This is a genomic window from Planctomycetia bacterium (genome assembly GCA_015075745.1).
In the GTDB taxonomy this organism is placed as follows: Bacteria; Planctomycetota; Phycisphaerae; order UBA1845; family UTPLA1; genus UTPLA1.
This window is the reverse complement of the sequence record JABTTW010000001.1, coordinates 1656227-1681425: the sequence shown is the minus strand read 5'-3', so window position 1 is coordinate 1681425 and position 25199 is coordinate 1656227. Positions and strand designations below refer to the sequence as shown.

The following is a 25199-nucleotide window of genomic DNA, read 5'->3' as shown; positions in this document are numbered from 1 at the left end:
TGCCGGCCCCATTTGAGGGTCCTGCCGAACGAGGGAATCTAGAGATGAATCGCAAACTGATCGCCCTGGCCATTCTAGCACTCGGTGTCATTTCGCCCATGATCGGTTGCGGCGTCGCTACAACCGAGGCGGAGAATCGCCGCATGCTGATGCGCGTGGCGGACCTCGACTCCAAGATGCTGGTCGACGACATCGCCCTATTCGCTCAGACGAATCGCCCCCTTCGGACGTCGAAGTGGGTGATCGAGTAAGGCGATCAGCCGCGGGGCGGCACCAGCCCGTGACTCCTCATATTCACTCATCGATTACTTGACCCATTGCGCAACGCGGACGCGATGAAGGCGTCGGCCTGCTGCACGAGCTTGGCGGCCCGGGGGTCGTTCTTCAGACTGGTAAATTGAGCGCGCAGGTGATCGTCGAGCTGCTTTCCCCTTTGCTCGATTTCTCCCGCTGACTTCGCGAGCTGGCTCTGGATTGTTTGCACGACGGCCTGATTATTCCCGGTTGCGCTTCGCAGCCCGGCCCGGTGAGCCAGCCCGACGGCACTACCGATGATCTTCGCGGCGCGCATCGTGCCGGCCATTCCCTCGAAGTCATCTTCGTCCAACTCCTCGGCCCACGGACCTTTTGAGCGGACAAGGAATCCCTTGTCGCCGATGGCGGAGTAACCGACGCACCAGGGCGACTGCATCCAGAGCCTTTCGTGCCCCTCGACGACATCCCGGGCCCGGGTCTTTCCGCTCTTTGATGCGGCCAGGTATCCGGCCCGCTCGGCTGCGGACGCCGGTTCTTCCTTTAACTCGATGATGAATGGGCCGTTCTCGCCGATCACCTTCCGGTCGAGGAGGACAAGAAACTTGTCGAGGCCCTGGCTGCCGCCGCTGCCCAGCCGCGTCCAGCGGGCAACGTCGCGCACGGCGGCCTCCAATCGATCGCGGTCGGACAGACCGATCGAGTCGACGAGGCGCGTGCCCCGCAGATTGCGTGCATCCCAAAGGGCCGCGACGACCTCGCTTCGGGCGTTGGCATCGACGGGGCTCATGATGTCTGAAGGCTTTTTCTTCTTGAAGCGTATGCGGGCGAATCTGTCGTCACGCTTTTTTACGAGGTATTTTTTCGCGTGCTTCCACGGCTTGCCGCTTGACGCGTCGTCCATCAGCTTGCGAATTGGCTTGTACTCCGCCTCTAGTCTGGTGACGGAAACATCACCGCTGATTGCCTCGCCATAGGCATCGCACATGGCCGCCACCACGCGATGCCACGATTCGTCGGCCAGGGGGCTGTCCTGATCGCGCGCGGCAAATCGCAGGCTGACCGCGCCGCGCAGCAGGTCGAGCTGGAACGGCCCTTCAACGGTTTCATCGAAATCGACAAGGCCGAACCCGATCGCCGTGCCGCCGGGACCGGTGACGCGGAGGGTGCCGATGTTGCCGATGTGGATATCTCCGTGAAGTCGCAGGAATGCGTCCTTGTCATTGGCCCAGTCGGATGCGTTTTTTGCACACCAGTCGTAGAAGAGGTCGGCCGAGCCGCGGTAGAACTGAAACTCCCCGCTCACAAGGCTCCGCATCTTCATGGGTAGTTCCGTCGCCTTTTCCTGGGAGAGATGGGCATTGAGATCGGCGATTCTGGGAAAGACGTCTGCGGCAATCCGTGAATTCTTCGCCGCGCGGCCGTCGTCGGCTCGCGCGCATACAAGAGGGGATAGGAGAAGTAGTGCGATTGCGAATCGGGCAAGTCGTCGGAAGCGGTCACCCAAATGGGCGGCGAACAACGAGATCTCATCTTTGTGATTCAACTTAATCCTCCCGGTCACTTCGCCGCTCATCATTTTGTCGACATGATAATACGGTTCGGTGAGGCCGCCAAAGGCGCCTGTTGACAACTTGTCCGCACTTTCGGCGAGCACGTCGGCGATCTCGCGACGTTCAGGGACCTGTTCGTCGGGGCCAACATGATGCCGAGCCCGGTCGAGCGCAGCGACCTGACCCGCGACGGCCTTCGCAATGCGCAGGATATTCGTGGGGACAATTAGCGCCGGCTCTTTTGGAGCCGGCGCCGACACGGAACGACCTGGCGATTAACATGGTCACGATGCTTCAGGCGATCGTTTTTGATTTCGACGGCGTCATAGCCGATACCGAGCCGCTTCATCATCGGGCCTTTGCGGATGTGCTGGACGGCGACTTGCAGGTGCCGACGTGGGAAAACTATCTCGCCGATTATCTCGGCCTCAACGACGCGACGTTCCTTCGAAGATTGTTCCGCGAGTCGGGCGAGTCTCCGACTGATGAGACGATACAGCTCTTGCTCAAGAAGAAAGACGCGGCTTATCGACGGCACATTGAGGGGGGCCTGCCGCTCCTGCCGGGCGTCGAGTCGTTTGTGGGATGGGCGCGGACACGATTCCCATTGGCGATCTGCAGCGGGGCCCAGCGCGTCGAGATAGAGGCCATACTACGACACGCGGGCTTGTTGGACGCCTTCGAGCATATTGTGTCGACGGATGAAGTCGCGCTTTCGAAGCCCGACCCGGCAGGATTTTTGAGGGCGATCGAACTGCTCGCCGGACGGCACGGTGACTTGATGCCTTCGGCATGTCTGGCGATCGAGGACAGCGCCCACGGCATCACCGCCGCGAAGCGCGCCGGGATGCGTGTCGTGCAGGTGTGTCCGCACGCCATCGCAGCGCCGGCCGTCGAGGCGGACCGACAGATCAAAGACCTGACGGAGCTCGATGAAACGCTGCTCGCTCAGATCATGGCGTAGGTTTGTGGGCGGCGGGGGGAGTCGTTAATGCGTGCGCGTGACGATGAATTCGGCGGCGGCGATGAGACCGCCTCGGGCCTCGCTGGGAGGAAATTCGGCCAGGCGGGCGAGGGCGGATCGAACGTAGCCCTGTGCCGCCTCCAGTGCATATGAGACGGCATCGGAGCCGGCCAGCAGACGGCGCAGGCCGGCCGTGCGATCGTCGCTGCTACCGCGCATCACTGCGAGTAGACGAGACTTCTCCTCAGCATCCGCCGTATCGCGGAATCGAATCACCGGCAGGGTCCATTTTCCGAGGTCTGCATCCCGGCCTACCGTCTTGCCGAGTTCGTTCTCGGTACCGGTGAGGTCCAGCAGGTCGTCAACGATTTGAAACGCCATGCCCAGGTCCATGCCGAAGTCGGCCATTTGCCGGACCTGTTCGGCGGCGGCGTGACTGGCCCAGGCGCCCAGCTCGCAGCAGACGCTGGTGAGGGCGGCGGTCTTTCGGCGGATGATTTCGAGGTAGTCGGCCTCGCTCAATTCCTCGTTGCCGCGATGGTGAATCTGCATCAACTCGCCTTCGCAGACGGTGTTGGTCACCGCGGCGACGCGCTGAGAGGCGTGGGTCGAGTCGAGGCTGCTGCACAGGTGATAGGCGTGGGAGATGAGGAAGTCGCCGAGCAGGACGGCGCCCTCGTTGCCGACCAGGCGATTGACCGTCGGGCTGCGGCGACGCACGTCGGCTTCATCGAGGACGTCGTCATGTACGAGTGTGGCCATGTGGACCATCTCCACGACGGCGGCGAGAATGATGTGTTCCTGACCGATGCGGCCGGTCGCCGCGCCGGAGAGCAGCAGCAGGCGCGGGCGAAGCAGTTTGCCGCGATAGCGCCGCACCTGGTCGACCAGATCGGTCACGAAAGCGAGATCGGAGCCGAGCTCGCGGTCGAACACCTCGATGACGCGATCGAGCTCATTGGCGATCGGCGTTGTCAGGTCGGGCATCGTCTTCATGGCTGCTCCGGGCGACTGTGCGGTTGGATTCTAGAGTCTTGCAAGGCCGGCCCTCAATACCGCCGTTTTCTTTCACAAGAATTGAAAGCTCACCCAGGGCATGAACGGGCCCTATTTCCTGACACGGGAAAAGAAGCTCAAAATCAGGCTGAAGTAGAAGGCCGTGGCGTAGGCGGCAAAGCCGATGTGTCCCCCGCCCGGCAGGATGATCGCCGCGACCATCGGATTCGTCGTCCACGATATCAGGTCCGCGACGTCCTGGGCAGGCGCCAACGGGTCATTGGCCGCGTGGACAATTAATGTCGGTGTCCGGGCAGTGGCCAGTTTGTTGAATCCGGGCGAACCAGGCGGTTCCATCAGGCAGACAAACCGGGTGGCGTCCTCGACGAAGCCGGGGTAACTCATGCTCGCGCTGCAAAGGTCGTCCTCAATAATCTTCCTGAGGCTTGTGGAAGGATTTGGATAATTTCGATGCGTCATGCGTGTCTTGACGGAGTTTTGCAGGCCGGCGAAGGCCGGATGTTCAAACCGTGACCACGGCCGATCCAGCTCCGTCATCAGTTTTTCATATCGAAGCACAGAGGAGAATGCCATGACGCCGCGTGTATAGTGCCGTTGGCCGCCGATTTCGCGATAATAGGGCGCCACGTCTTTCATGATGCCGGGATGATCAGGCGTCGCGCCGTCAATCCACGAGGCCAGCAAGGCATGATTGCCGCCCCAGCAAAAGCCGACGAGCCCGGTTTCCTGCACGCAGGGCTGCTGCTCCAGCCATCGCGAGACCGCGAGCAAGTCCAGTGTCTCCTGCACGCCGAAGGTGTAACGGACCTCGGGTTGTGCCCGATAGGTGTCGCCGTGGCCGCGCAGTTCCAGTGCCAGGACGTGGTAGCCATGCGCCATCAGCGCCTTTCCCAGATCACGCGTTCGCAGGACGTTGTTATCCCCCAGCAGGCCGGGCAGGATCACCAGGCAGTCGGCTTTGGCGGACTCCGTTCCCTTCCTGACTCGCCCGAGTCGCCCGCAAATCTCCACGCCGCCCGCACCGGGAATGCTGACGTCTTCAAAACCCTCCCATGGAGGGGTGGTGGCATCCTGGTTCTTATTGTCGCCGGAGACCTGGGCCGTGTGTGCGAGACCGTCCCAGTTGCCGCGCAGCTTCGGGAGTCGCTGGCGGTCGATCCCAAAATGGGCGAAGACATCTGCGGGCGAGCCGTCGGAGTTGACCAACTGCTCGGTAATGAGGGCTGGGCGACCCGGGGGAAGGAGCGCGGCCAACTTTGAGTGCGCAAGGGAGAGCCACTGCCGGGTATTGATGGGTGGTCCGGCGGGGTCCGGAGGCGCAAGAATGAGTTCTGGCTTGAGGCAGGGAAACGAATGTTCGGAGAAGGGTCTGAGGATCATGTGGGCTTGTCGAACTGTACCATGAAGCCCCGAATGCGAGAAAGACACTGCATCGCCAGGCCCGATTTCCGGTCTATAGACGGTTTTCGGACGTGAAACCCTGAAGGGCAGGAAGAATTCGGTCCCCGACAATTCCGCTTGCTAACCTCCCTTACAGCCTTGAAGATGTTCCATTCGAATCGAGCCGCCTCCTGCTTGGGGTCGGCAGGGAGTCGTCCGGCGTAAAGTCGCGGTTAACCGGACGGGGACTCTCGTTCTTAGTATCAGTGCCGATCAGGAGCTTCTGACACCTTCGGCGTCCCAGACGAACGGGTATTACCACGCATGACGGACCACCAGCCGACCACTTTGATGACCGGGGCGACCGGTTTCCTCGGGCAATATGTCCTCAAAGAGCTTCTGCTCCGCGGTCGCCGCGTCGTGGCGATTCTGCGGGCGCCGTTACAGGATTCGCGTCGCCGCCTCGCCGGCATGCTAAGGCCGCTGGGTGCGGAAATCGACGATTACATTTCGTCGGGCCAGTTGATTCTTCGTGAAGGCGCATTGCCGGAGGACCTGCCCGACGGCGAGTGGGGCCCAACGGACAACATCCTCGCCTGTGCCGCCAGCCTGCAACTCTTCTCGAAGGGCAACGGCGAACCGCACCGGACGAACATCAACGGCACGGCCACGCTTCTGGAATGGGCCGACCGGCACCATGTCGAGAAGTTTCACAGCATCAGCACGGCGTATGTTTGCGGTTCGCATACCGAGACGATTCGCGAGGTCTTTCATCCTCGTCCGGCATCGTTTCAGACAGAATATGAAGAGACGAAGTGGGTCGCCGAGGAAATGCTGGCCAACTGGTCAAACGGCAACGGCAACAAGCTCACGGTGATGCGGCCGAGTTTCATCATCGGCGACTCCACCAACGGCTATACCACCCAGTTCGGCGGCTTTTATCAGTTTGTTCGTTTTATCAGTCTGCTGAAGGCGGAGTTCGGCGGCGGCAACGGACACGTGTCGCACATCCCGCATCGCATTCCCGGCCGCGCCGACGATCGGATTCAAAACCTCGTGCCGGTAGACTATGCGGCCCGAATGGTCGCGGAGATCGTGTTGAACCCGAAGCTGCACGGCCGGATTTACCATCTGACCGACCCGAATCCGCCGACGTGGGACCTGCTCAAGAAGGGCCTGGAGGACTTCTTCGGCATCACCGGCGGCACCTTCGCCGAGAGCCACGACCTGCCCGCCGACAAGACCGTGGTCGAATCGCTGATGTTCGAGAAGTACGACCTGCTGATGCCGCGGCTGAAGCACCAGCCCGTCTTCGACGAGTCGAACACGCGCGAGGTTCGCCAGGCCCTGGGCATCGACTACCCCGCCCTGACATTGCAGCGCCTGTCGACGCTCCTGGGCTACGCGGTCGAGCAGCGCTGGGGACAGCGCGCCACCCGCCGCCACGAGCGCGGCGAATAGCACTACTTCACAACCTGCGTCAATGATTTGTAAGCGTGTCCGATTTGGACATGGTCTCGCGCGTCAATTGAGCGTCGTCGATTGCGTGGGAGATATGCCGTCAATCGCGGCGATCTGATCCGCCGCGCTTCGGGTCTCGCGATGATCGGGCCCCCGGCGCTCGCGAAGCGCGTTGTAGACCTCGATGAGAATGGCTCGCGCCTCGCGAGTTCGGTGCACGCCCATCAGCGCTTGGGCCATCGTTTGTCGCAGTTCGATGCGTATGGGCCAGCTTTCCGGGTCGTGCGCATCCAATGCGCGAATCGCCTCGCCGGCGACCTCACTCGCCAGTTGATGTTCGCCGGTCTGCACGGCGATGGCCGCGAGGTGAGCGAGCACGTGGCAATAGGTGCTCGGCGGCACCCGGAGCGTTGACTCGCGAAGCGGCAGGTCTGCGATGAACTCCCGATACGCTTCAATCCGGGGTTTCGGAGATTGTTCGCCCAGTTCCTGGGTGATCTTTCGCCAGCGATCGGCCGCCGGACCCAATCGGTCGGCGCTGACGGCCCGGCTCAATTGGGCAAGTGCCTGATTGATCAATTGCCATGCTGAGTCACGATCACCGCATTCGCAGGTGAGGGATGCAAGGCTTGAGAGCGTGCCGGACCCTGCTACTTCTCCAAGGGCCTGGGTTGTGAGGGTAACTGACTCGCTTAGGAGTGCCTTCGCCTGTTCGCATCTTTCCAGATCGCGCAGGCACGCGGCATAGTCATTCAAGAGGTCGATGAGCTGCCCGTCCAGCGGCCGCAGCACGCGGCGGCTCAGGACGAGTGCCTGCTCATACTGCGTTGCCGATTCCTCCAGCCGATTTTGATGACGCATAAGAGCAGCGAGGGCGTGAAGGTTGTGAGCGGTTGCGGCGGATTCTTCGGCGCCCAGTCGTCGTCGCATATCCAAGGCCGCGCGATAGAGTTCCTCGGCCTCCTTGTATCGCGGCGGTCGGGCACAGCGCGTCAGTGCGAACCCCACGCCGTGCATGCTTTTGGCCACGCGCAGATCATTTTCACCGTACTGCTCGCGGCGAATTTGAAGCGCTTCGCGTTGAAGGGTCAGTCCCTCCTCGTCATCGCGATAGGACAAGGCCGCGCCGAGTGAACCGAGGCATTCGGCAAGACGCTCCTTGTCCGGGGGGTCGCTTCGGCGCAGGCAGGCCAGGGCGCTTCGATAATTGCGAATCGACTCGGCGTCTCGGCGCAGATTGAAATAGGCGCTGGCGATCTGCATGTACACGCCCGCCGCGATGTTCGGTTGATCGCCCAGTTCATGTTCGACCAAGGCCGACGCCTCCTGCAGGACATGGAGCCCGGAGTCGGACGACCCCAGCCGCTCCGGACGGGCCATCGCCAGCAATTCGCTCATGAAACCGTTGATGCTTTGCGAGACTTGGCGCGCTTTTCTTTCCCGGTCGCGCGAGACCGTGGCCTCGTGCGCCGCGAAGGCCGACACGATCGCGAGCGTGCAGACGGCCGCGAATGAAGCCGCCGCCACGCCGAAGGCTACACGGTGTTTTTTCATCAGTCCAATGGCCCGCTCGAATCGGCCGGGCTTGTAGGCCATGACGGTGACACCGTCGAGATATCGTCGAATGTCTTCGGCGAGCTGTTCGGCGGATGCGTAACGCCTGCCCGGCTCTTTGTGCATGGCCATCATGGCGATCCGGTCCAGTGCCGAACTCCACTCGGCGCCGCCATCCATGGACGCCTCGCGCGGACTTTGCGGCGTCAGTTCGCAGATCGTCTTCTCGGCTTCATAGCGGGAACTGCGGGACAAGTCGTAAGGCGGACGCCCCGCCAGAAGCTCGTAGAGAATCACGCCCAGCGAATAGACGTCCGTCGCGGTGGTGATGGGCTCGCCGCGAATCTGCTCCGGGCTGCTGTACTGAAGCGTCATGGCATCCATCATCGTCTCGGTCTTCGAGCCGGCGGCACGCGCGTCGGGATCTAGCAGCTTGGCGATGCCGAAGTCGAGCAGCTTCACAACGCCGCCTGTGCCCACGAGGATGTTGCCGGGTTTCAGATCGCGATGAACGATGAGGCTCTGGTGGGCGTAATGCACGGCGAGGCAGACGGCGCGAAACAGGGACAGGCGATCTTCGAGCGAAGTCGGATGAAGACGAAAATACTGGTCAATCGGATGGCCGTCGACTAATTCCATGACGATGTACGGCTGTCCGTCGGGGCAGAGACCTGACTCCAGTATTTGCGTGATGTTGGGATGGTTCAGTTGCTCGAGCAGTCGCCGCTCACGCCGAAAGGCGCGCAGGGTGCGCCGCGTGCAGAGGCCGCGGGGGAGGATTTTGATCGCTACGGGGCGCGGATGGTCAGTTGATTCATCGATGCCGCGAAGGACGACGCCCATGCCGCCGACCGCGATGACTTCGCCGATGCGATAGCGGCCGATGTAACCGGTTCGTCCGACCAGATGAGACAATTCGAGCAGATGGGTTGCAGCGCCGGCGACCGGCGACTCCAGCCATGATTCGTCGGGCAGCTCCTGAGACAGCAGGTCGCTGACTTGCCGGCGCAGGTCGGCACTACCCCTGCAGGCGCGGTCGAGCAGCCGGTCACGACGATGAGCGGGACAATGGATGGCCGCTTCAACGATCCGTCGAACCTGAGACCAGGGCGCCGCGCTCACTTCACTTTCCCTCTAGGGCCGTAGTTCCCGCGCGAGCCACGCACGGGCGACGCTCCACGCGCGGCGCACGCTGCGGGTCGAGCATTTGAGAACATCCGCGATGTCGGCATCGCCCAGACCGCCGAAATACCGCATCTCCACGACCTGGGCGAGTTGAGCGTCCAGTTCGCGCAGGCGATTCAGTGATTCGTCGAGGGCCAGCAGGTCGACTCGCGCGCTGTCGGCCTGGATCAAATCGACCGGCGCTCTTGCTCGATGAACATCGCCCCCGCGCTTTTGCGCGGCTCGGCGGCGCGCGTGATCCACGAGGATGCATCGCATCGCGCCGGCGGCCGCCAACAGGAACTGGGCAGGATCGGCGGGAAACCCGTCGGCGCGATGGGAGACGCGAATGTACGCCTCGTGAGCCAGGGCCGTCGGCTGGAGGGTGTGGTCGTGGCGTTCGCCCGCAAGGTGGCGATGCGCCATGGCGCGAAGCGAGCGATAGACCACCGTCGAGAGCGGCTGAGCGTTGTGCAGGGTATGCGGGATTCTCGACATGGTGGTTCTCAGGAGCGTTTGTCAGTTAATCGCCGGCCGGGCGGAAAAAATTTTGGCCGCGCGGGCCGACGGTGTGCGCTTCTGTATTCGGCGGGACCGGCGAGGCACTGATCCTCGTTGAGTATACCCAGAACGACTCAGGAATTCACGGATTCCGAGTCGGTCGGACATGCCGGAACGAATCGCAACACGCCGGACGGCGCTACTTAAGGGGAAGGTGCGCGCCGACTCTCATCTTGGAGGACCAGGCCATGGCGTCTATTGGCAACCGCCTCGCATTCTGCATCGCCGTCATCGTGACTATTGGACTATGCGCCACCCCGGCCATCGCCGGTGGCGTGCTGCTGGCCAGCGGGTTTAACTCCGACCAGGTGCACCGCTACGACGCGACGACCGGCGCATACATCGGCGACCTCGGACCGGGCGGCGATATGGACGGCCCGCTCGGCGTGACGGTCGGACCGGATGGACGGCTCTACGTCAGCTGCGAGGAATCGAACAAAGTCCTGCGCTACGACCGGCAGACTTTCGCCTATATCGACGAGTTTATCTTCGACGATCCCGGTACGCCGATGGTGGACGAGACCGGCGGGCTCAACGGTCCGACCACGGCGGTGTTTGGACCCGACGGCAACCTCTACGTGGCGAGTTTCGATAATGATTCCGTCCTTCGCTATGACGGCACGACCGGCGCGTTTCTCAATGTGTTTGTGCCCACCGGCGCCAACACCCTGAACGGGCCGGATGCGGGGATGATCTTCGGCATTGACGGCAATCTGTATGTGCCCTCGTACTTCAGCAATCGCGTGCTCAGATACAACGGTGGGACCGGCGCTTTCATTAACACCTATATCGCAAGCGGGGTGGGTCTGACTCTCCTCAGTCGCCCGCGCACGATTCTGTTTCGTTACGGTTGCAACGAGGTGCTCGTCAACGCTGAGCAGGCTAATCGCGTGCATCGCTACAACGCGACGACGGGCGCCTTCATCGATCGCTTCATTCCCTCGATCACGGCGCCGACCGGCATGGCCATCGGGGCCGACAATAACATCTACGTCGCCAGCATCGCCAACAACTCAGTGGTCAAATTCAGCGGACAGGACGGCTCAAACCTGGGGACGTTCATTCCTTCAGGCAGCGGGGGGCTCAACGGGGTCGTGTTTCTCATGTTCCTGCCGCTCTCCGGCGACGCCAACTGCGACGGACACGTCAGCCTGGAGGACCTGGACGGGTTTGTTCAACTGCTGATCGACCCGGCGGGCTACGCCGCCAGTCACCCCAACTGCGACACGATGAATGCGGACGTCAACGATGACGGCGACACCAACGGCCTCGACATCTCCGCGTTCGTAAACCTTGTCCTCTGCATCTAAGGCCGATTGGCGGACCGCACGCCAAACCGGTTCATGCCCGAGACCAAAGCACTTCTTTAGCATACTCCTCAAGCCGTGATGCGTTGCCGCATTTCGTATCTGTACATGGGCAATATCACTGGCTGCGGGCACAATGGTGCTCAGGGACTGTGCCGCAGCGGGCTGGAGGCAATCGGGATGACGCACATCGCGGAAGGTCAAATTGATGAAGCCGCGCCGACGACAGGGCCGCCCGGCTGGGATGCGATCACCGAGGAGATCGCTTGCCCGCTCTGCGAGTACAACCTTCGCGGGCTGGCCGAGCCGCGGTGCCCGGAGTGCGGGTATCGGTTCGGCTGGCGGGAGATGTTGGACCCGACGCAGCGGCTGCATCCGTATTTGTTTGAGCATCACCCAGAGCGGAATGTCTGGTCGTTCTTCAAGACGTTTGCTGGGCATCTGCGACCGATTCGGTTTTGGAGGCGGCTTCACCCGGGGCAACCGTCACACCCCGGGCGAATCGTGGTGTATTGGCTGTACATTGCGGCGGTATTTTTTCTTTCCGTTGGGACACTCTTAGCGTGTCTGATTCCACTTGTTCGAGCGAATAACACGATGCAATGGAATTTCATGCTGAGTAACGGAGGTAACCCGAAATACGTGTCGAAGGAGTATCTCGATCAACTTACCCAAGAATTCGGATCAATAGAAGCCTATCTTGCCGCCGAATGGCCCGTCACGACGACCGGAATTGTAAGGAGAATCCTTTTTGGCCAGGACAATCCGACAGGAGCGATGGTGGCTCTCCTGCTTATGTGGCCTTGGTTAACTCAGGCAATCTTCATTATCTTTCGTCGAACGCTCAATCGTACAAGCATTCGACTTCCTCATCTCATGCGAATAGTTGTGTATTCGTGCGACGTCATTACGTGGCCGTGCGTGGGCGTGTTCATCGTTCTAGCCATAGTGGGAATTACATGGACTCCTGGAGGGCTCGCCATGCCATTGATGTCTTACCTGTACGGGTGGTTGGTCTTGTTTGGAATGGCTGCTATCGTTTGGGCGTACCGATTGATCGCAGCGTTCAAGTACTACTTGCGGTTTGAGCGGCCGGTCTCGATTGTGCTGATCTCGCAGCTCATCCTCATTCTGACAGCCTTGAATATCTTTCTTGTCACTGTGTTGTGGTGATCGAAGTTGGAAGGCTCGTGTCTCTGCATGTTCAAGTTCTCAACAGCTCTACAATCCCGGTTTGCCCCTTCTCTATAGCAAGATCGAGCGGGGACTTGCCGTCGTCGTTCATCACCATCGGGTCCGCGCCGCGGGCGAGGAGCTTTTCCAGTAGCGCGAGGTCGCCGTGCATGGCGGCGGAGTGGATGGCCGTCCAGCCTTGCTGTTGTTTTGCGTTCACGTCGGCACCGCTGGAGAGAATCAGGTCGATCACTTCGGCGTTCTTGCCCGCGACGGCGGCGTGGATCGGGGCGACCTTCATCGGGTTGCGTGACGCCGTGTTGACATCGGCCCCGCGCGACAGGAGCAGCCGCGCCGCCTCCGGCTGACCAAAGAAGCACGCCAGCCCCAGCGGGGTCATTCCGTCAGGTGAAAATGAATTGGCCGCCGCCGCGTCGGCATCGAGAAGAGATCGCAGCCGATCGACTATCCCCAGCGCCGCCGCCTCGAAGAGATCGAGCGATGCCCCCGCGGCGAGGATCGCCTCGACCGCGTCGAGCTTGAATTGGTATCGTGCAAACATCAGCAGCGAGAGCCCTTGCGCGTTTCGCGCCGAGGCCTGCGAGGCATCGGATGCCAGCAGCGACCTAAGGCCGTCGATATCGCCCGTCTTGACCAAATCGAATGCCGCGGTTGCAGAAGCCGCCATTGCCGAATCCTCCCGTTCAGACTTGACAATCGTTAGTTGCGCTAACTAATATAGCCCATGATGACCCGACCGGCAAGGACGCCATCCAGAAAAAACCCCCGCCGCCGCATCGGCGCGAAACCGCCCGCCGACGCGGCCGAGATCGCCGACCGCCTCCACTCCGCCGCCATCCACCTCCTGCGCCGTCTGCGCCGGGTCGATGAGGCCGCCGGGCTCTCCGCACCGCAGCTATCCGCCCTGTCCGTCATCGTGTTCGGCGGTCCATTGCGGCTGGGCGACCTTGCCCGGGCAGAGCAGGTGCGCCCGCCGAGCATGACGCGGATTGTCGACGACCTCGTCGCCGGCGGCCTCGTCCGCAGGGACGCTGACAGCAAGGACGGCCGCGTCATTCACCTGACCGCCACCGCCAAGGGGCGTCGCATCATGTCCGAAGGCCGCGGCCGCCGGGTGCAGATGCTCGCCGACGCGTTGAAGCCCTTGCGAGCGGCCGAAAAGCGCACGCTCGCCGAGGCGGTCGCCCTTCTCGAGCGCACGATTCACGACAACTTGGCGACATCGAAGCCCTCGCGTTAAATAGGCCCGATGGCTGACAACGCCCATCCGCGATTTACGCTCATCGGCTCGGGCCTCTCCGGGGCGCTGCTTGCCGCGTATCTTGGCCGCAGGGGTTACGAGGTCGATCTCTACGAACGACGCGAAGACCCGAACGCGGGCAACTTCGTCGGCGGTCGGTCGATCAATCTGGCGCTATCCACGCGGGGCATCGCGGCGCTGGAGCGCGTGGGCATCGCCGGCGACGTCCTGGCCAGCGCCATTCCCATGCGCGGCCGGATGATTCACGGCCCCCATGGCGACCTGCACTATCAGCCGTACGACAAGGACCCGGCGCTACACATCAACTCCATCGGCCGCGCAGCGCTGAACAGCGCCACCATCGCGGCAGCACAGAAGCATGCCAATGTGCGCGTGCATTTCAATCATCGCTGCACCGAGGTGGATCTCGATCGCCCGGCGGCGAAACTGATCAATACGACAACCAATCAGCCCATCGAGGCGACGGGTGACATTGTGATCGGTGTCGACGGGGCGTTTTCCGCTGTGCGACGTTCGATGCAGCGATTGGATCGCTTCGACTACTGGCAGGATCACCTTCGCCACGGCTACAAGGAACTGACGATTCCCCCGACGGCGTCGGGCGGATTCGCGTTGGAGAAGAACGCGCTGCACATCTGGCCGCGGCACAGCTTCATGATGATCGCCCTGCCGAACCCGGATGCGTCTTTTACCTGCACGCTGTTTTATCCGTTCGAAGGCCCGGCGAGTTTCGCGGCATTGAAGACGGATGACGACGTGCGGCGGCTTTTCGAGCGAGAGTTCGCCGACGCCCTGCCGCTGATGCCGACGTTGCTCGACGACTTCAACGGCAACCCGACCGGATCCATGGTCACCGTGCGCTGCGGACCGTGGCATTATGGCGGGAAGGTGGCGCTATTGGGCGATGCGGCCCATGCCGTCGTCCCGTTCTACGGGCAGGGGGCCAACGCCTCTTTTGAGGATTGCATCATTCTGGATGAGTGCATCGAAGCGCACGCTCCACACTGGGAGCGCGTCTTCGAGGAGTACGATCGCATCCGCAAGCCGGACTGCGACGCCCTCGCGACGCTGGCGGTGGAGAACTTTTACGAGATGCGCGACAAGACCGCCTCGCGCGCGTTTCGATGGCGCAAGAAGTTTGAGCGCAGCCTGCACACGCTGCTGCCCGGCAGCTTCACGCCGCTTTATACGATGGTATCGTTTACCCGAACGCCGTATGCACAGGCCGTGCGTAAGGCGCGGCGGCAGGATATGGTCGTGGCTGTTGTCGCGGCCCTGTGGATGATCGTCGTGCCCGCCGCCGTCCTGGCGATTCAGGGGACGATGAAAGCGCCGCAGGCCCTGACGCTGATGGCGACGATCGTCTATACGGTGGTTATGGTAATGTACGCGCGTGTCGTTGTGCGCCGACGGTTACGAGAGAAGTAGGGGACCCGCCGATCATGCCGCTGACTTATAGCGAATATCTGAAACTGGAGAGCCTGCTCGGCTTGCAGCAGCCCCGCTCGACGCCGCCGGAGCACGACGAGATGCTCTTCATCGTCATTCACCAGACGTACGAGCTGTGGTTCAAGCAGATTCTGCACGAACTGGACAAGATTAAGCGCGATTTCTCAAACAACGAATTGTACGCCGCGATTCACACGCTCAAGCGATGCCGTACGGTGATGAAGACGCTGGTGGCCCAGATCGACATCCTCGAGACCATGACGCCGACGAGCTTCAACAGCTTTCGCGACCGGCTGGAGACTGCCTCTGGTTTTCAATCCACGCAGTTCCGTGAGGTTGAGTTCTGTCTCGGCTACAAGCGCGCGGCGACGCTCAAGTATCTGCCGGACGACGCGCCGGGCCTCGCCGCCATCGAGCGCCGCCTCAAGGAGCGCAGCGTCGTCGATCACTTTTACGATTTTCTTCAGCAGCGCGGCGTGAATATCCCCGAGGCGGTTCGCTCGCGCGAAATCACGAAAGCCAACGAATCTAATGAAGAGATTCAGGAAGGCATCCTCGCGCTGTACATGAGCCAGCCGAACGTGGCGATCCTCTTCGAGTTGATGACCGACTTTGACGAGGGTTTGCAGGAGTGGCGCTATCGCCATGTGAAGATGGTGGAGCGCACCATCGGCTCGAAGCAGGGGACCGGCGGCTCGCCCGGCGTGCCGTTCTTGAAAGAGTCGCTCTTCAAGCCCGTGTTCCACGACCTTTGGGCGATCCGCCACCGTATGTGATGCATGGACTCGGGACTGTTGCCCCGGTGCCCCCATGCAAGAGGGCATCCACGAGGAATGAAAATTGCGCGCCTCGGTCGTTACCCTCTCGACTCTTTCGATCTCGATCGCCATCGGGGCATGCGCCAGGCGTGCGGCCGAAGAGCCGGTCGCGCGAACCGGTGATGAAATCGTGGTGTGCGGCCAATTCTTCCACACCGGCGCACCCGTCGTCCTGTGGACTGACCCCGGGGGCTACGACGCCTATCGCGTCGAGTGTCGCTTTACGCCCGACCGCATGATGCCGACCGAGTCCCGCCGCCGGTCGTCCCCCGCGCGGTACGACACTTTCCGGGGGAACCTGCCCGCCTCGGTGGCTCAGCGCGTGTGGAGCGAGGGATGGACGCTGCCGCTGTTGCAGCAGCAGATCGATCTGTTCGTCCTGCACTACGACGTGTGCGGCACGTCCCGGGTCTGTTTCAAGGTCCTGCACGACATGCGCGGGCTCAGCTCGCACTTTCTGCTCGACGTGGACGGAACCATCTACCAGACGCTGGACGTGAAGGAGCGCGCCCGACACAGCGGACCGGCGAACGATCGCAGTGTCGGCGTCGAGATCGCCAACATGGGGGCCTATGAGGACGAGGCCGAATTCGACAAGTGGTATAAGCCCGACGCGGGAGGCTGGCCGGTCTTTCAGCCGAACGAGGTGAACGGTTCGACCGGCATTCGCACGCGTGGGTTTGTGGCCCGTCCATCACGGCGCGAGCTCGTCGCCGGGCGCATTCACGATCGCGATCTTTATCAGTACGACCTGACCGACGCCCAATACGACTCGCTTGCGAAATTGAGCGCAGCACTTTGTCGCGCGCTACCGCGCATCTTGCCCGATGCGCCGCGCGCGGCGAACGGCGAAGTGCGGAAGGGCGTCTTGTCGCCCGATGAACTTGCGAAGTTCAGGGGCATACTGGGTCACTATCACGTCACTGAGGACAAAATAGACCCCGGTCCGGCCATGAATTGGGCGCGATTATTCCGTCAAATGCGAGCGAAGTGAGACCGTGCGGCGGCGGCCTGTTTCTTCCAATATACATCTCGTAAGTCGATTGAAATGCACTAGTTACATCCGTCGTTGGAATTGGCGGAGGGCGTTTAATCGGGCGGCATGCTTGAGAAAAAATTGGACCGACCGGCGACATAGCTTAACTGCCCCGCCGAAGCTGCCGACGAGAAGGCCAAGCCCCGGTAATGGACCGGGAAAAAAAGTGCCTCTCGAGGGACATTGGTATGACTTTTAAGACGAAAAACTTCAGCAAGGCCGGGTTCAAAGCTCAGATCACCCGGAAGCAGAGCCAGTTCAACCGCTTCAAGCGACGCTTTGCCGCTTCGAAGAATCCGGTCGAGAAGAGCTTCCTGAAGAGCGAAGCCGCCCAGATCGTCAACGATCTGAAGGCTTGCAGCAAGATGTGGAAGAGCTTTGGCTTCGGCGCCTGCACCTGGATCACGCGGAACTTCACCACGGCCGGCTTCAAGAGCGCGACCAAGACCAGCATGACCAGCCGCCGGAAGAACACCCGCAAGTACGGCAAGAAGAGCTACGCCAAGAAGAGCTATGCCAAGCGCAGCTACGCTCGCCGCAACAGCAAGAGCCGCTCGAGCGCCCGCCGCTCAACGAAGAGCCGGACCAACGCTCGCCGCAGCAGCTACGTCGCCTGGTAAATCGCGACGAACCGTATTCGTCCGTCGAGCGGGCGCGGCGCTCCAAACACGCCGACGCCGGCCGATGGACAACGGGCCAATCAGCCGACGCCTTGTCTGGGATGATCCCGAGGGCGTCGGTTTCTTTTTTACCCATGTCCGCGGCGCTGGGGCTTTTGCCGCATGCCGCATTGGCTGATATCATGGTGTCAGACAACAAGCGGAACGGCTCCGCGACACCCGCCCGATTGGGAGCATGACTCGATATGAGCACGACCGACGCGATCACGATCGTCTCCGGACTACCCAGGTCCGGCACCTCCATGATGATGAGCATGCTGGACGCCGGCGGCATTCCGCCCGTCCAGGACGGCATCCGCAGCGCTGACGAGGACAACCCCAAGGGCTACTACGAGTTCGAGCGGGTCAAGAAGATCAAGGAAGACAAGTCCTGGCTGCCGGAGGCCTGCGGCAAGGTCGTAAAGATGATCTCGCAGCTCCTGCTCGACCTGCCGACCGAGGGCTACCGCTACAACGTCCTGTTCATGCGCAGGGCGATGCCGGAAATCCTCGCCTCGCAGAAAGAGATGATGAAGCGCCGCGGGACCGTGAAGGACGGCGGTCCCAGCGATGAGGACATGGCGAACCTGCTGAACAAGCACGTCGATCAGGTGCTCAAGTGGGTGGACCAGCAGCCGTGCTTCCAACTGCTGGAGGTGGACTACAACGCCATGCTGAAGAATTCCATCCCGCACGTCGCCGCGATCAACGCCTTTCTCGGCGGCAAGCTCGACACCGCCGCGATGTCAGCCGTCGTGGACAAGAATCTCTACCGCCAGCGCAAGAGCTAAGACTCCCCGGCGATCTACCTAAACTCTCTTCGTCAGTTTCGCATTCCGCCGGTTCTGCGGCAGGGCGGATCGGGGCGGTCGCATCACTGGCGCGGTACGGCCGGGCCATCGCGGCGTGGGCCGCAGATTTCCACCGAATCGTGCAGGATTGGATAAGTCCGACCCGTGGCGTTCTTAGCCCGAATATTTCATCAGGTCGGCGTTGAATAGGAATAGAAAAAGCCTCGAAGCCTTGTAGACTGGGGTTTCGTAAGAACATTCCGGTCCATAGGCAGGGAGGCTTTTTCGTGACAGACTGTAACAGCAAACCGATGTTCTTTTCCAGTCTCGGCCGCAAGAAAATCGTGGCCGATTTCACAGGCGGAACGCTCACCTCAGACGCCGGGGGTCTGCTGCTTCGGGAGGTCGAGCGGCGTCTGGGCCTGGTCGATCAACTGGCCGGGGTCATCAACGACCCGCGTGATCCGGCCCGAATTCAACATGACCAGCGGGTCATGCTGGCCCAGCGCATCTTTGCCATTGCGATGGGCTACGAAGATCTCAACGACCATCAAGCCCTGCGGAGCGATCCCGTGCTGGCGGTCCTGACCGGGCGGCCGCCGAGCGCGGATGAGCCGCTGGCCAGCAGTCCGACCTTGTGCCGGCTGGAGAACCGCGTCACGCGCGGCGACCTGGCACGAATGTCGCGTGTGCTGGTGGAGCAGTTCATCGCGTCCTATGAATCGCCGCCGGAGGAATTGATCCTCGACTTCGACGCGACCGACGATCCGATCCACGGCAACCAGGAAGGCCGCTTCTTCCACGGCTATTACGACCACCACTGCTTCCTACCGCTGTATGTGTTCTGCGGCTCGCGGCTGCTGGTCTCCTACCTGCGGCCCAGCAACATCGACGGGGCCCATCACGCCTGGCCCATCCTGAAGCTGCTGGTGCAGCGCTTGCGACAGGCGTGGCCCGGGGTGCGGATCATCGTCCGCGGGGATTCCGGCTTCTGCCGCCGGCGAATGATGAAATGGTGCGACCGGCACGGCGTCAAGTACGTGCTGGGCCTGGCCCGCAACACCGTCCTGGAGAAAGCGGCCGAGTCCTTCATGCAGGCGGCCGAGGCCCAGTTCGCCACCACGCAGCAGAAGGTGCGGAACTTCCACGAGATCGAGTACGCGGCGCAGACCTGGGATCGCCCGCGCCGCGTGATCGTCAAGGCCGAGCGGCTGGTTCAGGGGCCCAACGTTCGATTCGTGGTGACCAACCTGACCGACCGCACGCCGAACGATATCTACGACGGTCTGTACACGGCCCGCGGCGACATGGAGAACCGCATCAAGGAGCAGCAGCTCGGGCTCTTCGCCGATCGCACCAGTTGCCACGCCTTCCTGGCCAATCAGTTCCGGCTGCTGTTGTCCTCGGCGGCCTACGTCCTGGTGGAAACGCTGCGCCGCACGGCCCTGGCCGGCACCGAACTGGCCGAGGCCCAGGTGAACACCATTCGCCTGAAACTCCTCAAGGTCGCCGCGCGGGTGGTCGTCTCCGTGCGCCGCGTCGTACTGCGACTGTCGAGCAGCTGCCCCCTGCAGGACCTGTGGCGATCCCTGGTTCCACGACTCCGCCTGATCCCGCCCGCCCCATCATGACCCGAAAAACAACCTGATCACCGCTTGGGGGTAAGGGGGCCCTGCGCGCTCCAACCTCCACCTTCGTCCCTCCGCTCACGCACAAAGCCGAAAAACTCCGTCCATCACCATTCGAAGATCACTGATGAAATATGCGGGTTAGACCACTGAGGCCGCCTGGATTATCATTTCCGCAGTGAAAGTAACCATGCCAGACGCACAAAAGACCCCATCGCTTCCGAGGCACTAACATGAAATTGATCGCCCACGCAGCCACAGCCTTGATCCTGGTCGCAGCCTCCGAGGCGAGGGCCCAGAATGTGACGTTCGAACGATACCAGCTTTCCAACGGCATGACCGTCATCCTCCACGAGGATCACAGCCTGCCGGTCGCCTGCATCAACACCTGGTTTTACGTCGGTTCCAAGGACGAGGAGCCGGGCCACAGCGGGTTCGCTCATCTCTTCGAGCATCTCATGTTCATGGGCACGCGGCGCGTGGCGGGCAACTCGTTCGACGTGATCATGGAGCGCGGCGGCGGTTTCAATAATGCATCGACCTCGGAGGATCGGACGAATTATTTCTCATTCGGTCCATCGAACCTGCTTCCAACGCTGCTGTGGCTCGACGCCGATCGGCTCGAAGACCTCGGCAAGGAGATGACGCAGGAGAAGGTCGACAAACAGCGCGAAGTCGTCCGCAACGAACGCCGGCAGACCAGCGAGATGCAGCCCTACGGCCGGGCAGACCTGAAGATCGGCGAATTGATGTATCCGCCGGACCATCCCTATCACCACACCGTCATCGGTTCACACGAAGACCTGGAGGCCGCCACGCTCCAGGACGTCAAAGACTTCTTCGCCAGGTACTACGTGCCGAACAACGCCTGCCTCGTCGTCGCGGGCGATTTCGATCCGGCCCAGATTAAGCCGCTGGTCGAGAAGCTCTTCGGCACGCTGCCGCGCGGGGGCGAGCCGCCGCACAAGCGGGCCGAACCGGTCAGCCTCAACGAAGTTCGCCGCGTGACCTATACCGACAACGTGCAATTTCCCCGGCTCACCTTCGCCTATCACAGCCCGGCGAACTTCGCCGAGGGTGACGCCGAGATGGACCTTGCGGCGGGCGTGCTCGGCGACGGCAAGAACAGCCGGCTGTACAAGAAGCTTGTCTATGAAGAGAAGCTCGCGACCGACGTGTCGGCGAACCAGTATTCGAGTCACCTCGGCTCGCTTTTTCAGGTGGAAGTGACGGCGCAGCCGGATGCCTCGCGAGAACGCATCGAAGAATTGACGGATGAGGTCCTCGCGACGTTCGTCAAGGAAGGCCCGACGAAGGACGAACTCGAGCGACAGAAGACTTCGCACGAATTCTCCACCATCTCGCGGCTCGAATCGCTGTTGGCCCGCGCCGATCAGCTGAATGAGTATCAATTCCACCTCGGCACGCCGGACGGGTTAAAAATCGATCTCGCCCGATATCGCATGCCGTCGCCCGGGATCGTCCGGGATTGGGCGAAGAAGGTGCTGACGCCCACGGGTCGGCTCATCATGTGGGTGCTCCCGGAGAAATCGGCGACCGATCTGATTACGGCGCGTGACACGCAGCCCACTGATTCCGTGGACAAGCCGTTTACACCGCAGCCGCCCGAGCACTTTCGGGCGGGCGGTATCGCCGTCAATTTCTGGCACCGGCCCGAGCTGCCGCTCGTGCATGTCTCCGTGATGATGCGAGGCGGCGCGGCGGAGGACAAGCCCCAACAAGCGGGACTCACCTATCTCACCGCGAGCATGCTCGACGAGGGGACCGGCAATCTGGATGCGCTGCAATTCGCAGATGCCATGGACCGGCTCGGTGCGCGCATGACCGTCTCCGCGGGACAGGAATTCGTGATCCTCAATCTCACCGGGCTCAAGGAGAACATCGACGACGCGCTTTCGCTCTTCGCCGACGCGATCTGGCGGCCGAAGATCAACGAGAAGGAATGGGATCGCGTCAAGCGCCTGCACGTCGAAGGGCTCAAGCAGACAGAGGACCGCGCGGCGGTCGTGGCGACGCGGGTCGGCCTTCGAGCCTTCTTCGGCGACGATCACCCCTACGGACGGCCGCAGGACGGCACGGTGGAGACTGTTAGCAAGCTTAATGTGAATGACGTACGCTCGCGGTGTCTGGAGCTGTTCGTTCCCTCCCGGGCAAGGTTCTTCGTCGCCGGTGACATGACGCGCGAAGAGGTCGTCAAGTCACTGGAGAATCACTTTGCCGCCTGGCAGCCGGGGACTCAGTTGAGCGCCAACGCCGGCGAATGGGATGAGAAGAAGCTCACCATGCCGAAGGGAGCGTTCAAGCCTTCCATGACGCTCGGACTGCCTGAGCCGACCGACCGCAGGATGCGCGTGGTCATCGTCGACAAGCCGGACGCGGTTCAGACGGTGATTCGCTTCTTCATGCCCGGCCCCAAGTACACCACGCCGGATCGCGTTCGCCTCGAGATGCTCAACACCATTCTCGGCGGCAGTTTCACCAGCCGATTGAATCAGAATCTTCGCGAGGACAAGGGCTACACCTACGGGGCGCGATCGAGCTTTAACATGGCCCCGTCCACCGGTTACTTCTCCGCGGGCGCCGACGTGCAGGCCGAACACACCGGCGCGGCACTCAAGGAGTTCTTCGCGGAGTTCAAGAAGCTTCGCGGCGGAGACATCTCCAGCGAGGAGGCCGGAAAGGCACGAGAGACGAACCGCATGGACCTCGTTCAGTCTTTCCAGGGCCTCTCCGGCCTTGTCGCCACGGCGGAACTGCTCGAGCAGAACGGTCTGCCTTTCGACACCATCGGCGATGACCTCGGCCAGATGACCAAGATCAATTCTGACGACCTCAACAGCATCGCGTCATCGGCTATCCCGCTCGATCAGGCTCTGCTCGTGCTGGTGGGCAAGAAGGAACTCATCGAGTCGCAGATCAAGGACATGGGCCTGCCTGCGCCGGAGCAATTGACAGCCCGCGGAGAAGCTATCGCCGATTCAGGCGGTAAGTAGCATCGCAAGCGCGCGGATGCAGGCGAATGTCGGCGGGCTATGGGGCGGCGTCTTCTGACAAGGCCGGTGGGCTCGTCGGTGCGCTCAAAGGGCGCTTCCCCCGGGAATGTGTGTCGCTGCACGCTCCTTGCGTGTGTCATCCCACTTGGTCATCAGAAGCAAGTGCGATGATGCGTTCCATGATGACCCGCGACACCTCCGCATAAGCGGATTTGTCCTTTTCCCGACCCTTCCAGGGCGACAGGTCGATCGGCTTGCCATAGCGCACCCGGGCATGCTGTCGGATCAATAGCGGGGCGACAAGGCTGAAGAAGTCGCCGTACTCGCCGCCGGGAAACGGACGCTGATGCACGCCCGAGATGTAGGCCGGAACGACCGTCGCGCCGGACCGAAGTGCCAGCATCCCGACGCCATCTCGCCCGTCGACCGCTTCACCGGGAAAGACGATACGCCCCTGCGGGAAAATGCCCAGGCAGCGGCCCGACTCCAGGTGCCGCAATGCCGCCTTGATCGACGAAACATCCACGGCCGAGCGATTCACCGGCACGCACTCGATGAGCTCCACGATTCTCCGAAACAACGGAAATCCCGCGAACTCCTTGGCAATCATGAAGCCTACAAACCTGTTGGGGCTCGTCGCGCTCAGCAGGAACGGGTCCAGGCTGCTGCAATGATTCGCGGCGACGATGACCGGCCCCTGCGCCGGCACGGTGCAGATGCCGTCGCGCTGTACGCGGGCCCAGAATCGACAATAGAACTGATTGAAATTCGTGACAAATGTAATCGCCCGGCCGAAGCGACCGCGGCGAAGTCGCACCATCGTCGTCCACATGCCCGCCGCGAAGAGGCCCAGCGACGTGAGCCCGGCGATCCAGGCGATGTGCCGGTCAATGTTCGGCCAATCCGGGATGCCAAGAATGCCCGTGGCCAGGAGCAGGCCGCTCATGGTGCATAGATCGTGCACGCCGAAGACACGGCCGCGCACGAAGTCCGGCGTGATGCGCTGCAGCAGGGCGTTGACGCTGACTTGAATCCCCGCCCCGAAGACGCCGATGAGCAGGATGCCCGCGGCGCAGAATCCCTGATGCCAGCGAAACTGCACCGAAGCCGCGACGAGCAGTCCGCTGATGCCGGCAAGCTTGAGCGACCAGGAGATGGCCAGGTCACTGCGCAGCGAGCCGCCGAGCAGCGTCAGGATGATCGAGCCGAGAAGCAATCCGCCGCCGAGCAGTCCCTGATACTTTCCGATGTCCGCATAGCTGCCGCCGAAGACATCCTTCACCATTGCGGGGATGACGCTGCGCATGATCGAGGCGCCGGCCCAGAGGATGGCGGAGATCGCGATAATCTCCGCGACGCGACGATGACGCGCCACATATCGAAAACCATTCAAAAGCGAGGCCAGCCCATGACCGCTGTCGGACGTCGGCGGCATGGCCGGTGGTCGAATCAGCAGAATGCACATGCCGCTGGCGATGAAGGTGACCGCGTCGAGGCGGAAGTTCGCCGTGGCGCTGACGTTTTCGACCAGCCATCCACCGACCAGCGCCGAGGCGATCGACGCGATCATGCCCAATCCCGCCGTCGACGCGTTGGCCCGAACGAGCTGGTCCTGACGAATCAGTGTTGGCAGGAGTGAAAGTCTCGCAGGGGAAAACATGGCCGCAAACATGCCGAGCAGCAGCAGCGGCAGCATGGCCACCCACAAGGTCAGCGGCGCATCGTCGGCCGTTCCCGGCTCAATCCAGTGATGCAGCCGTGTCAGAATGACCAGCATCTCGAAGATGATCGCCGCTCGAATGACATCTGCGGCAACCATGATCCACTTCCGCGGCAAGCGATCGGCCACCATGCCGAAGACCGGCCCGAAGGCGAAGAAGGGAAACATGAAGACGAAAAGCATGATCGCCTGCCGGCGCGTCACATCGGTGACACCGGGGTCCAGGGCGTGTTGCAGGCTGAGCAGGGCCATTTCGGAGAGGTGGTCTCCGAAGGCTGAAATACCGTAGGCAATCCAGAGGAGGATGAAGTTGCGATTGGAAAGGAGAGAGCCCGCCGCCTGCCGCGCGGCGTCAGTCATCGTCCCCTTTGGGTCCTGCCTCGACATGGGGGCGTAGCATAGCAGGTGCCGACGGC

20 protein-coding genes are annotated in these 25199 nt (G+C 62.0%); 13 read left to right on the top strand and 7 right to left on the bottom strand.

Annotated elements, in window-relative coordinates:
• Positions 1–44 precede the first annotated feature (44 nt).
• On the top strand, positions 45–251 hold the full coding sequence (locus HS101_06600) for a hypothetical protein (GenBank protein MBE7505942.1): 207 nt from the start codon (positions 45–47) through the stop codon (positions 249–251).
• Positions 252–298: 47 nt separating this feature from the next.
• Here HS101_06600 and HS101_06595 read toward each other — a convergent pair whose 3' ends face one another.
• A complete protein-coding gene (locus HS101_06595) occupies positions 299–1798 on the bottom strand; it encodes a DUF2252 family protein (GenBank protein MBE7505941.1) in 1500 nt (499 codons plus the stop codon).
• Positions 1799–2085: 287 nt separating this feature from the next.
• On the opposite strand from HS101_06595, the gene HS101_06590 reads away from it, so the two are divergent.
• The gene (locus HS101_06590; protein ID MBE7505940.1) at positions 2086–2769 is read left to right on the top strand and encodes an HAD family phosphatase; all 684 of its coding nucleotides are present in this window, start codon (positions 2086–2088) and stop codon (positions 2767–2769) included.
• 24 nt (positions 2770–2793) lie between these two features.
• Here HS101_06590 and HS101_06585 read toward each other — a convergent pair whose 3' ends face one another.
• Together HS101_06585 and HS101_06580 are read right to left on the bottom strand one after the other, a co-directional pair.
• On the bottom strand, positions 2794–3765 hold the full coding sequence (locus HS101_06585) for a polyprenyl synthetase family protein (protein MBE7505939.1): 972 nt from the start codon (positions 3763–3765) through the stop codon (positions 2794–2796).
• Positions 3766–3876: 111 nt separating this feature from the next.
• Complete coding sequence (locus tag HS101_06580; GenBank protein ID MBE7505938.1) at positions 3877–5166, bottom strand: alpha/beta fold hydrolase; 1290 nt, start codon at positions 5164–5166, stop codon at positions 3877–3879.
• 324 nt (positions 5167–5490) lie between these two features.
• On the opposite strand from HS101_06580, the gene HS101_06575 reads away from it, so the two are divergent.
• On the top strand, positions 5491–6627 hold the full coding sequence (locus tag HS101_06575; GenBank protein MBE7505937.1) for an SDR family oxidoreductase: 1137 nt from the start codon (positions 5491–5493) through the stop codon (positions 6625–6627).
• A gap of 63 nt (positions 6628–6690) precedes the next feature.
• On the opposite strand, the gene HS101_06570 is transcribed toward HS101_06575, so the two are convergent.
• Positions 6691–9303, bottom strand: a complete 2613-nt coding sequence (locus HS101_06570; GenBank protein ID MBE7505936.1) for a serine/threonine protein kinase — start codon at positions 9301–9303, stop codon at positions 6691–6693.
• 12 nt (positions 9304–9315) lie between these two features.
• Entirely contained in the window at positions 9316–9843 is a 528-nt protein-coding gene (locus tag HS101_06565; protein MBE7505935.1) for an RNA polymerase subunit sigma-70, read from the bottom strand.
• A gap of 251 nt (positions 9844–10094) precedes the next feature.
• On the opposite strand from HS101_06565, the gene HS101_06560 reads away from it, so the two are divergent.
• Together HS101_06560 and HS101_06555 are read left to right on the top strand one after the other, a co-directional pair.
• Positions 10095–11216 (top strand): hypothetical protein, encoded by a 1122-nt coding sequence (locus HS101_06560; protein ID MBE7505934.1) that lies wholly within the window; start codon positions 10095–10097, stop codon positions 11214–11216.
• Between the two features lie 177 nt (positions 11217–11393).
• Positions 11394–12386, top strand: coding sequence for a hypothetical protein (locus HS101_06555; protein ID MBE7505933.1), 993 nt, complete (start codon positions 11394–11396; stop codon positions 12384–12386).
• Positions 12387–12417: 31 nt separating this feature from the next.
• Here HS101_06555 and HS101_06550 read toward each other — a convergent pair whose 3' ends face one another.
• Positions 12418–13074 (bottom strand): ankyrin repeat domain-containing protein, encoded by a 657-nt coding sequence (locus HS101_06550; GenBank protein MBE7505932.1) that lies wholly within the window; start codon positions 13072–13074, stop codon positions 12418–12420.
• Positions 13075–13134: 60 nt separating this feature from the next.
• Here HS101_06550 and HS101_06545 point away from each other — a divergent pair, with 60 nt between their 5' ends.
• The 8 genes from HS101_06545 (at position 13135) to HS101_06510 (ending at position 23063) form a co-directional block, all read left to right on the top strand.
• A complete protein-coding gene (locus HS101_06545) occupies positions 13135–13647 on the top strand; it encodes a MarR family transcriptional regulator (protein MBE7505931.1) in 513 nt (170 codons plus the stop codon).
• Between the two features lie 9 nt (positions 13648–13656).
• Complete coding sequence (locus HS101_06540; GenBank protein ID MBE7505930.1) at positions 13657–15096, top strand: FAD-dependent monooxygenase; 1440 nt, start codon at positions 13657–13659, stop codon at positions 15094–15096.
• 14 nt (positions 15097–15110) lie between these two features.
• Positions 15111–15893, top strand: coding sequence for a tryptophan 2,3-dioxygenase (locus HS101_06535; protein MBE7505929.1), 783 nt, complete (start codon positions 15111–15113; stop codon positions 15891–15893).
• A gap of 64 nt (positions 15894–15957) precedes the next feature.
• Positions 15958–16929 carry an N-acetylmuramoyl-L-alanine amidase gene (locus HS101_06530; protein MBE7505928.1) on the top strand — a complete coding sequence of 324 codons (972 nt, stop codon included), beginning with the start codon at positions 15958–15960 and terminating at the stop codon, positions 16927–16929.
• A gap of 230 nt (positions 16930–17159) precedes the next feature.
• Positions 17160–17591, top strand: coding sequence for a hypothetical protein (locus tag HS101_06525; protein MBE7505927.1), 432 nt, complete (start codon positions 17160–17162; stop codon positions 17589–17591).
• 245 nt (positions 17592–17836) lie between these two features.
• Positions 17837–18421, top strand: a complete 585-nt coding sequence (locus HS101_06520) for a sulfotransferase family protein (GenBank protein MBE7505926.1) — start codon at positions 17837–17839, stop codon at positions 18419–18421.
• Positions 18422–18732: 311 nt separating this feature from the next.
• Positions 18733–20052: an IS1380 family transposase gene (locus HS101_06515; GenBank protein MBE7505925.1), complete on the top strand. Its 1320-nt coding sequence runs from the start codon at positions 18733–18735 to the stop codon at positions 20050–20052.
• 230 nt (positions 20053–20282) lie between these two features.
• A complete protein-coding gene (locus tag HS101_06510; protein ID MBE7505924.1) occupies positions 20283–23063 on the top strand; it encodes an insulinase family protein in 2781 nt (926 codons plus the stop codon).
• A 136-nt stretch (positions 23064–23199) separates the two neighbouring features.
• Here HS101_06510 and HS101_06505 read toward each other — a convergent pair whose 3' ends face one another.
• Positions 23200–25143 (bottom strand): MFS transporter, encoded by a 1944-nt coding sequence (locus HS101_06505; GenBank protein ID MBE7505923.1) that lies wholly within the window; start codon positions 25141–25143, stop codon positions 23200–23202.
• Between the last annotated feature and the right edge of the window lie 56 nt (positions 25144–25199).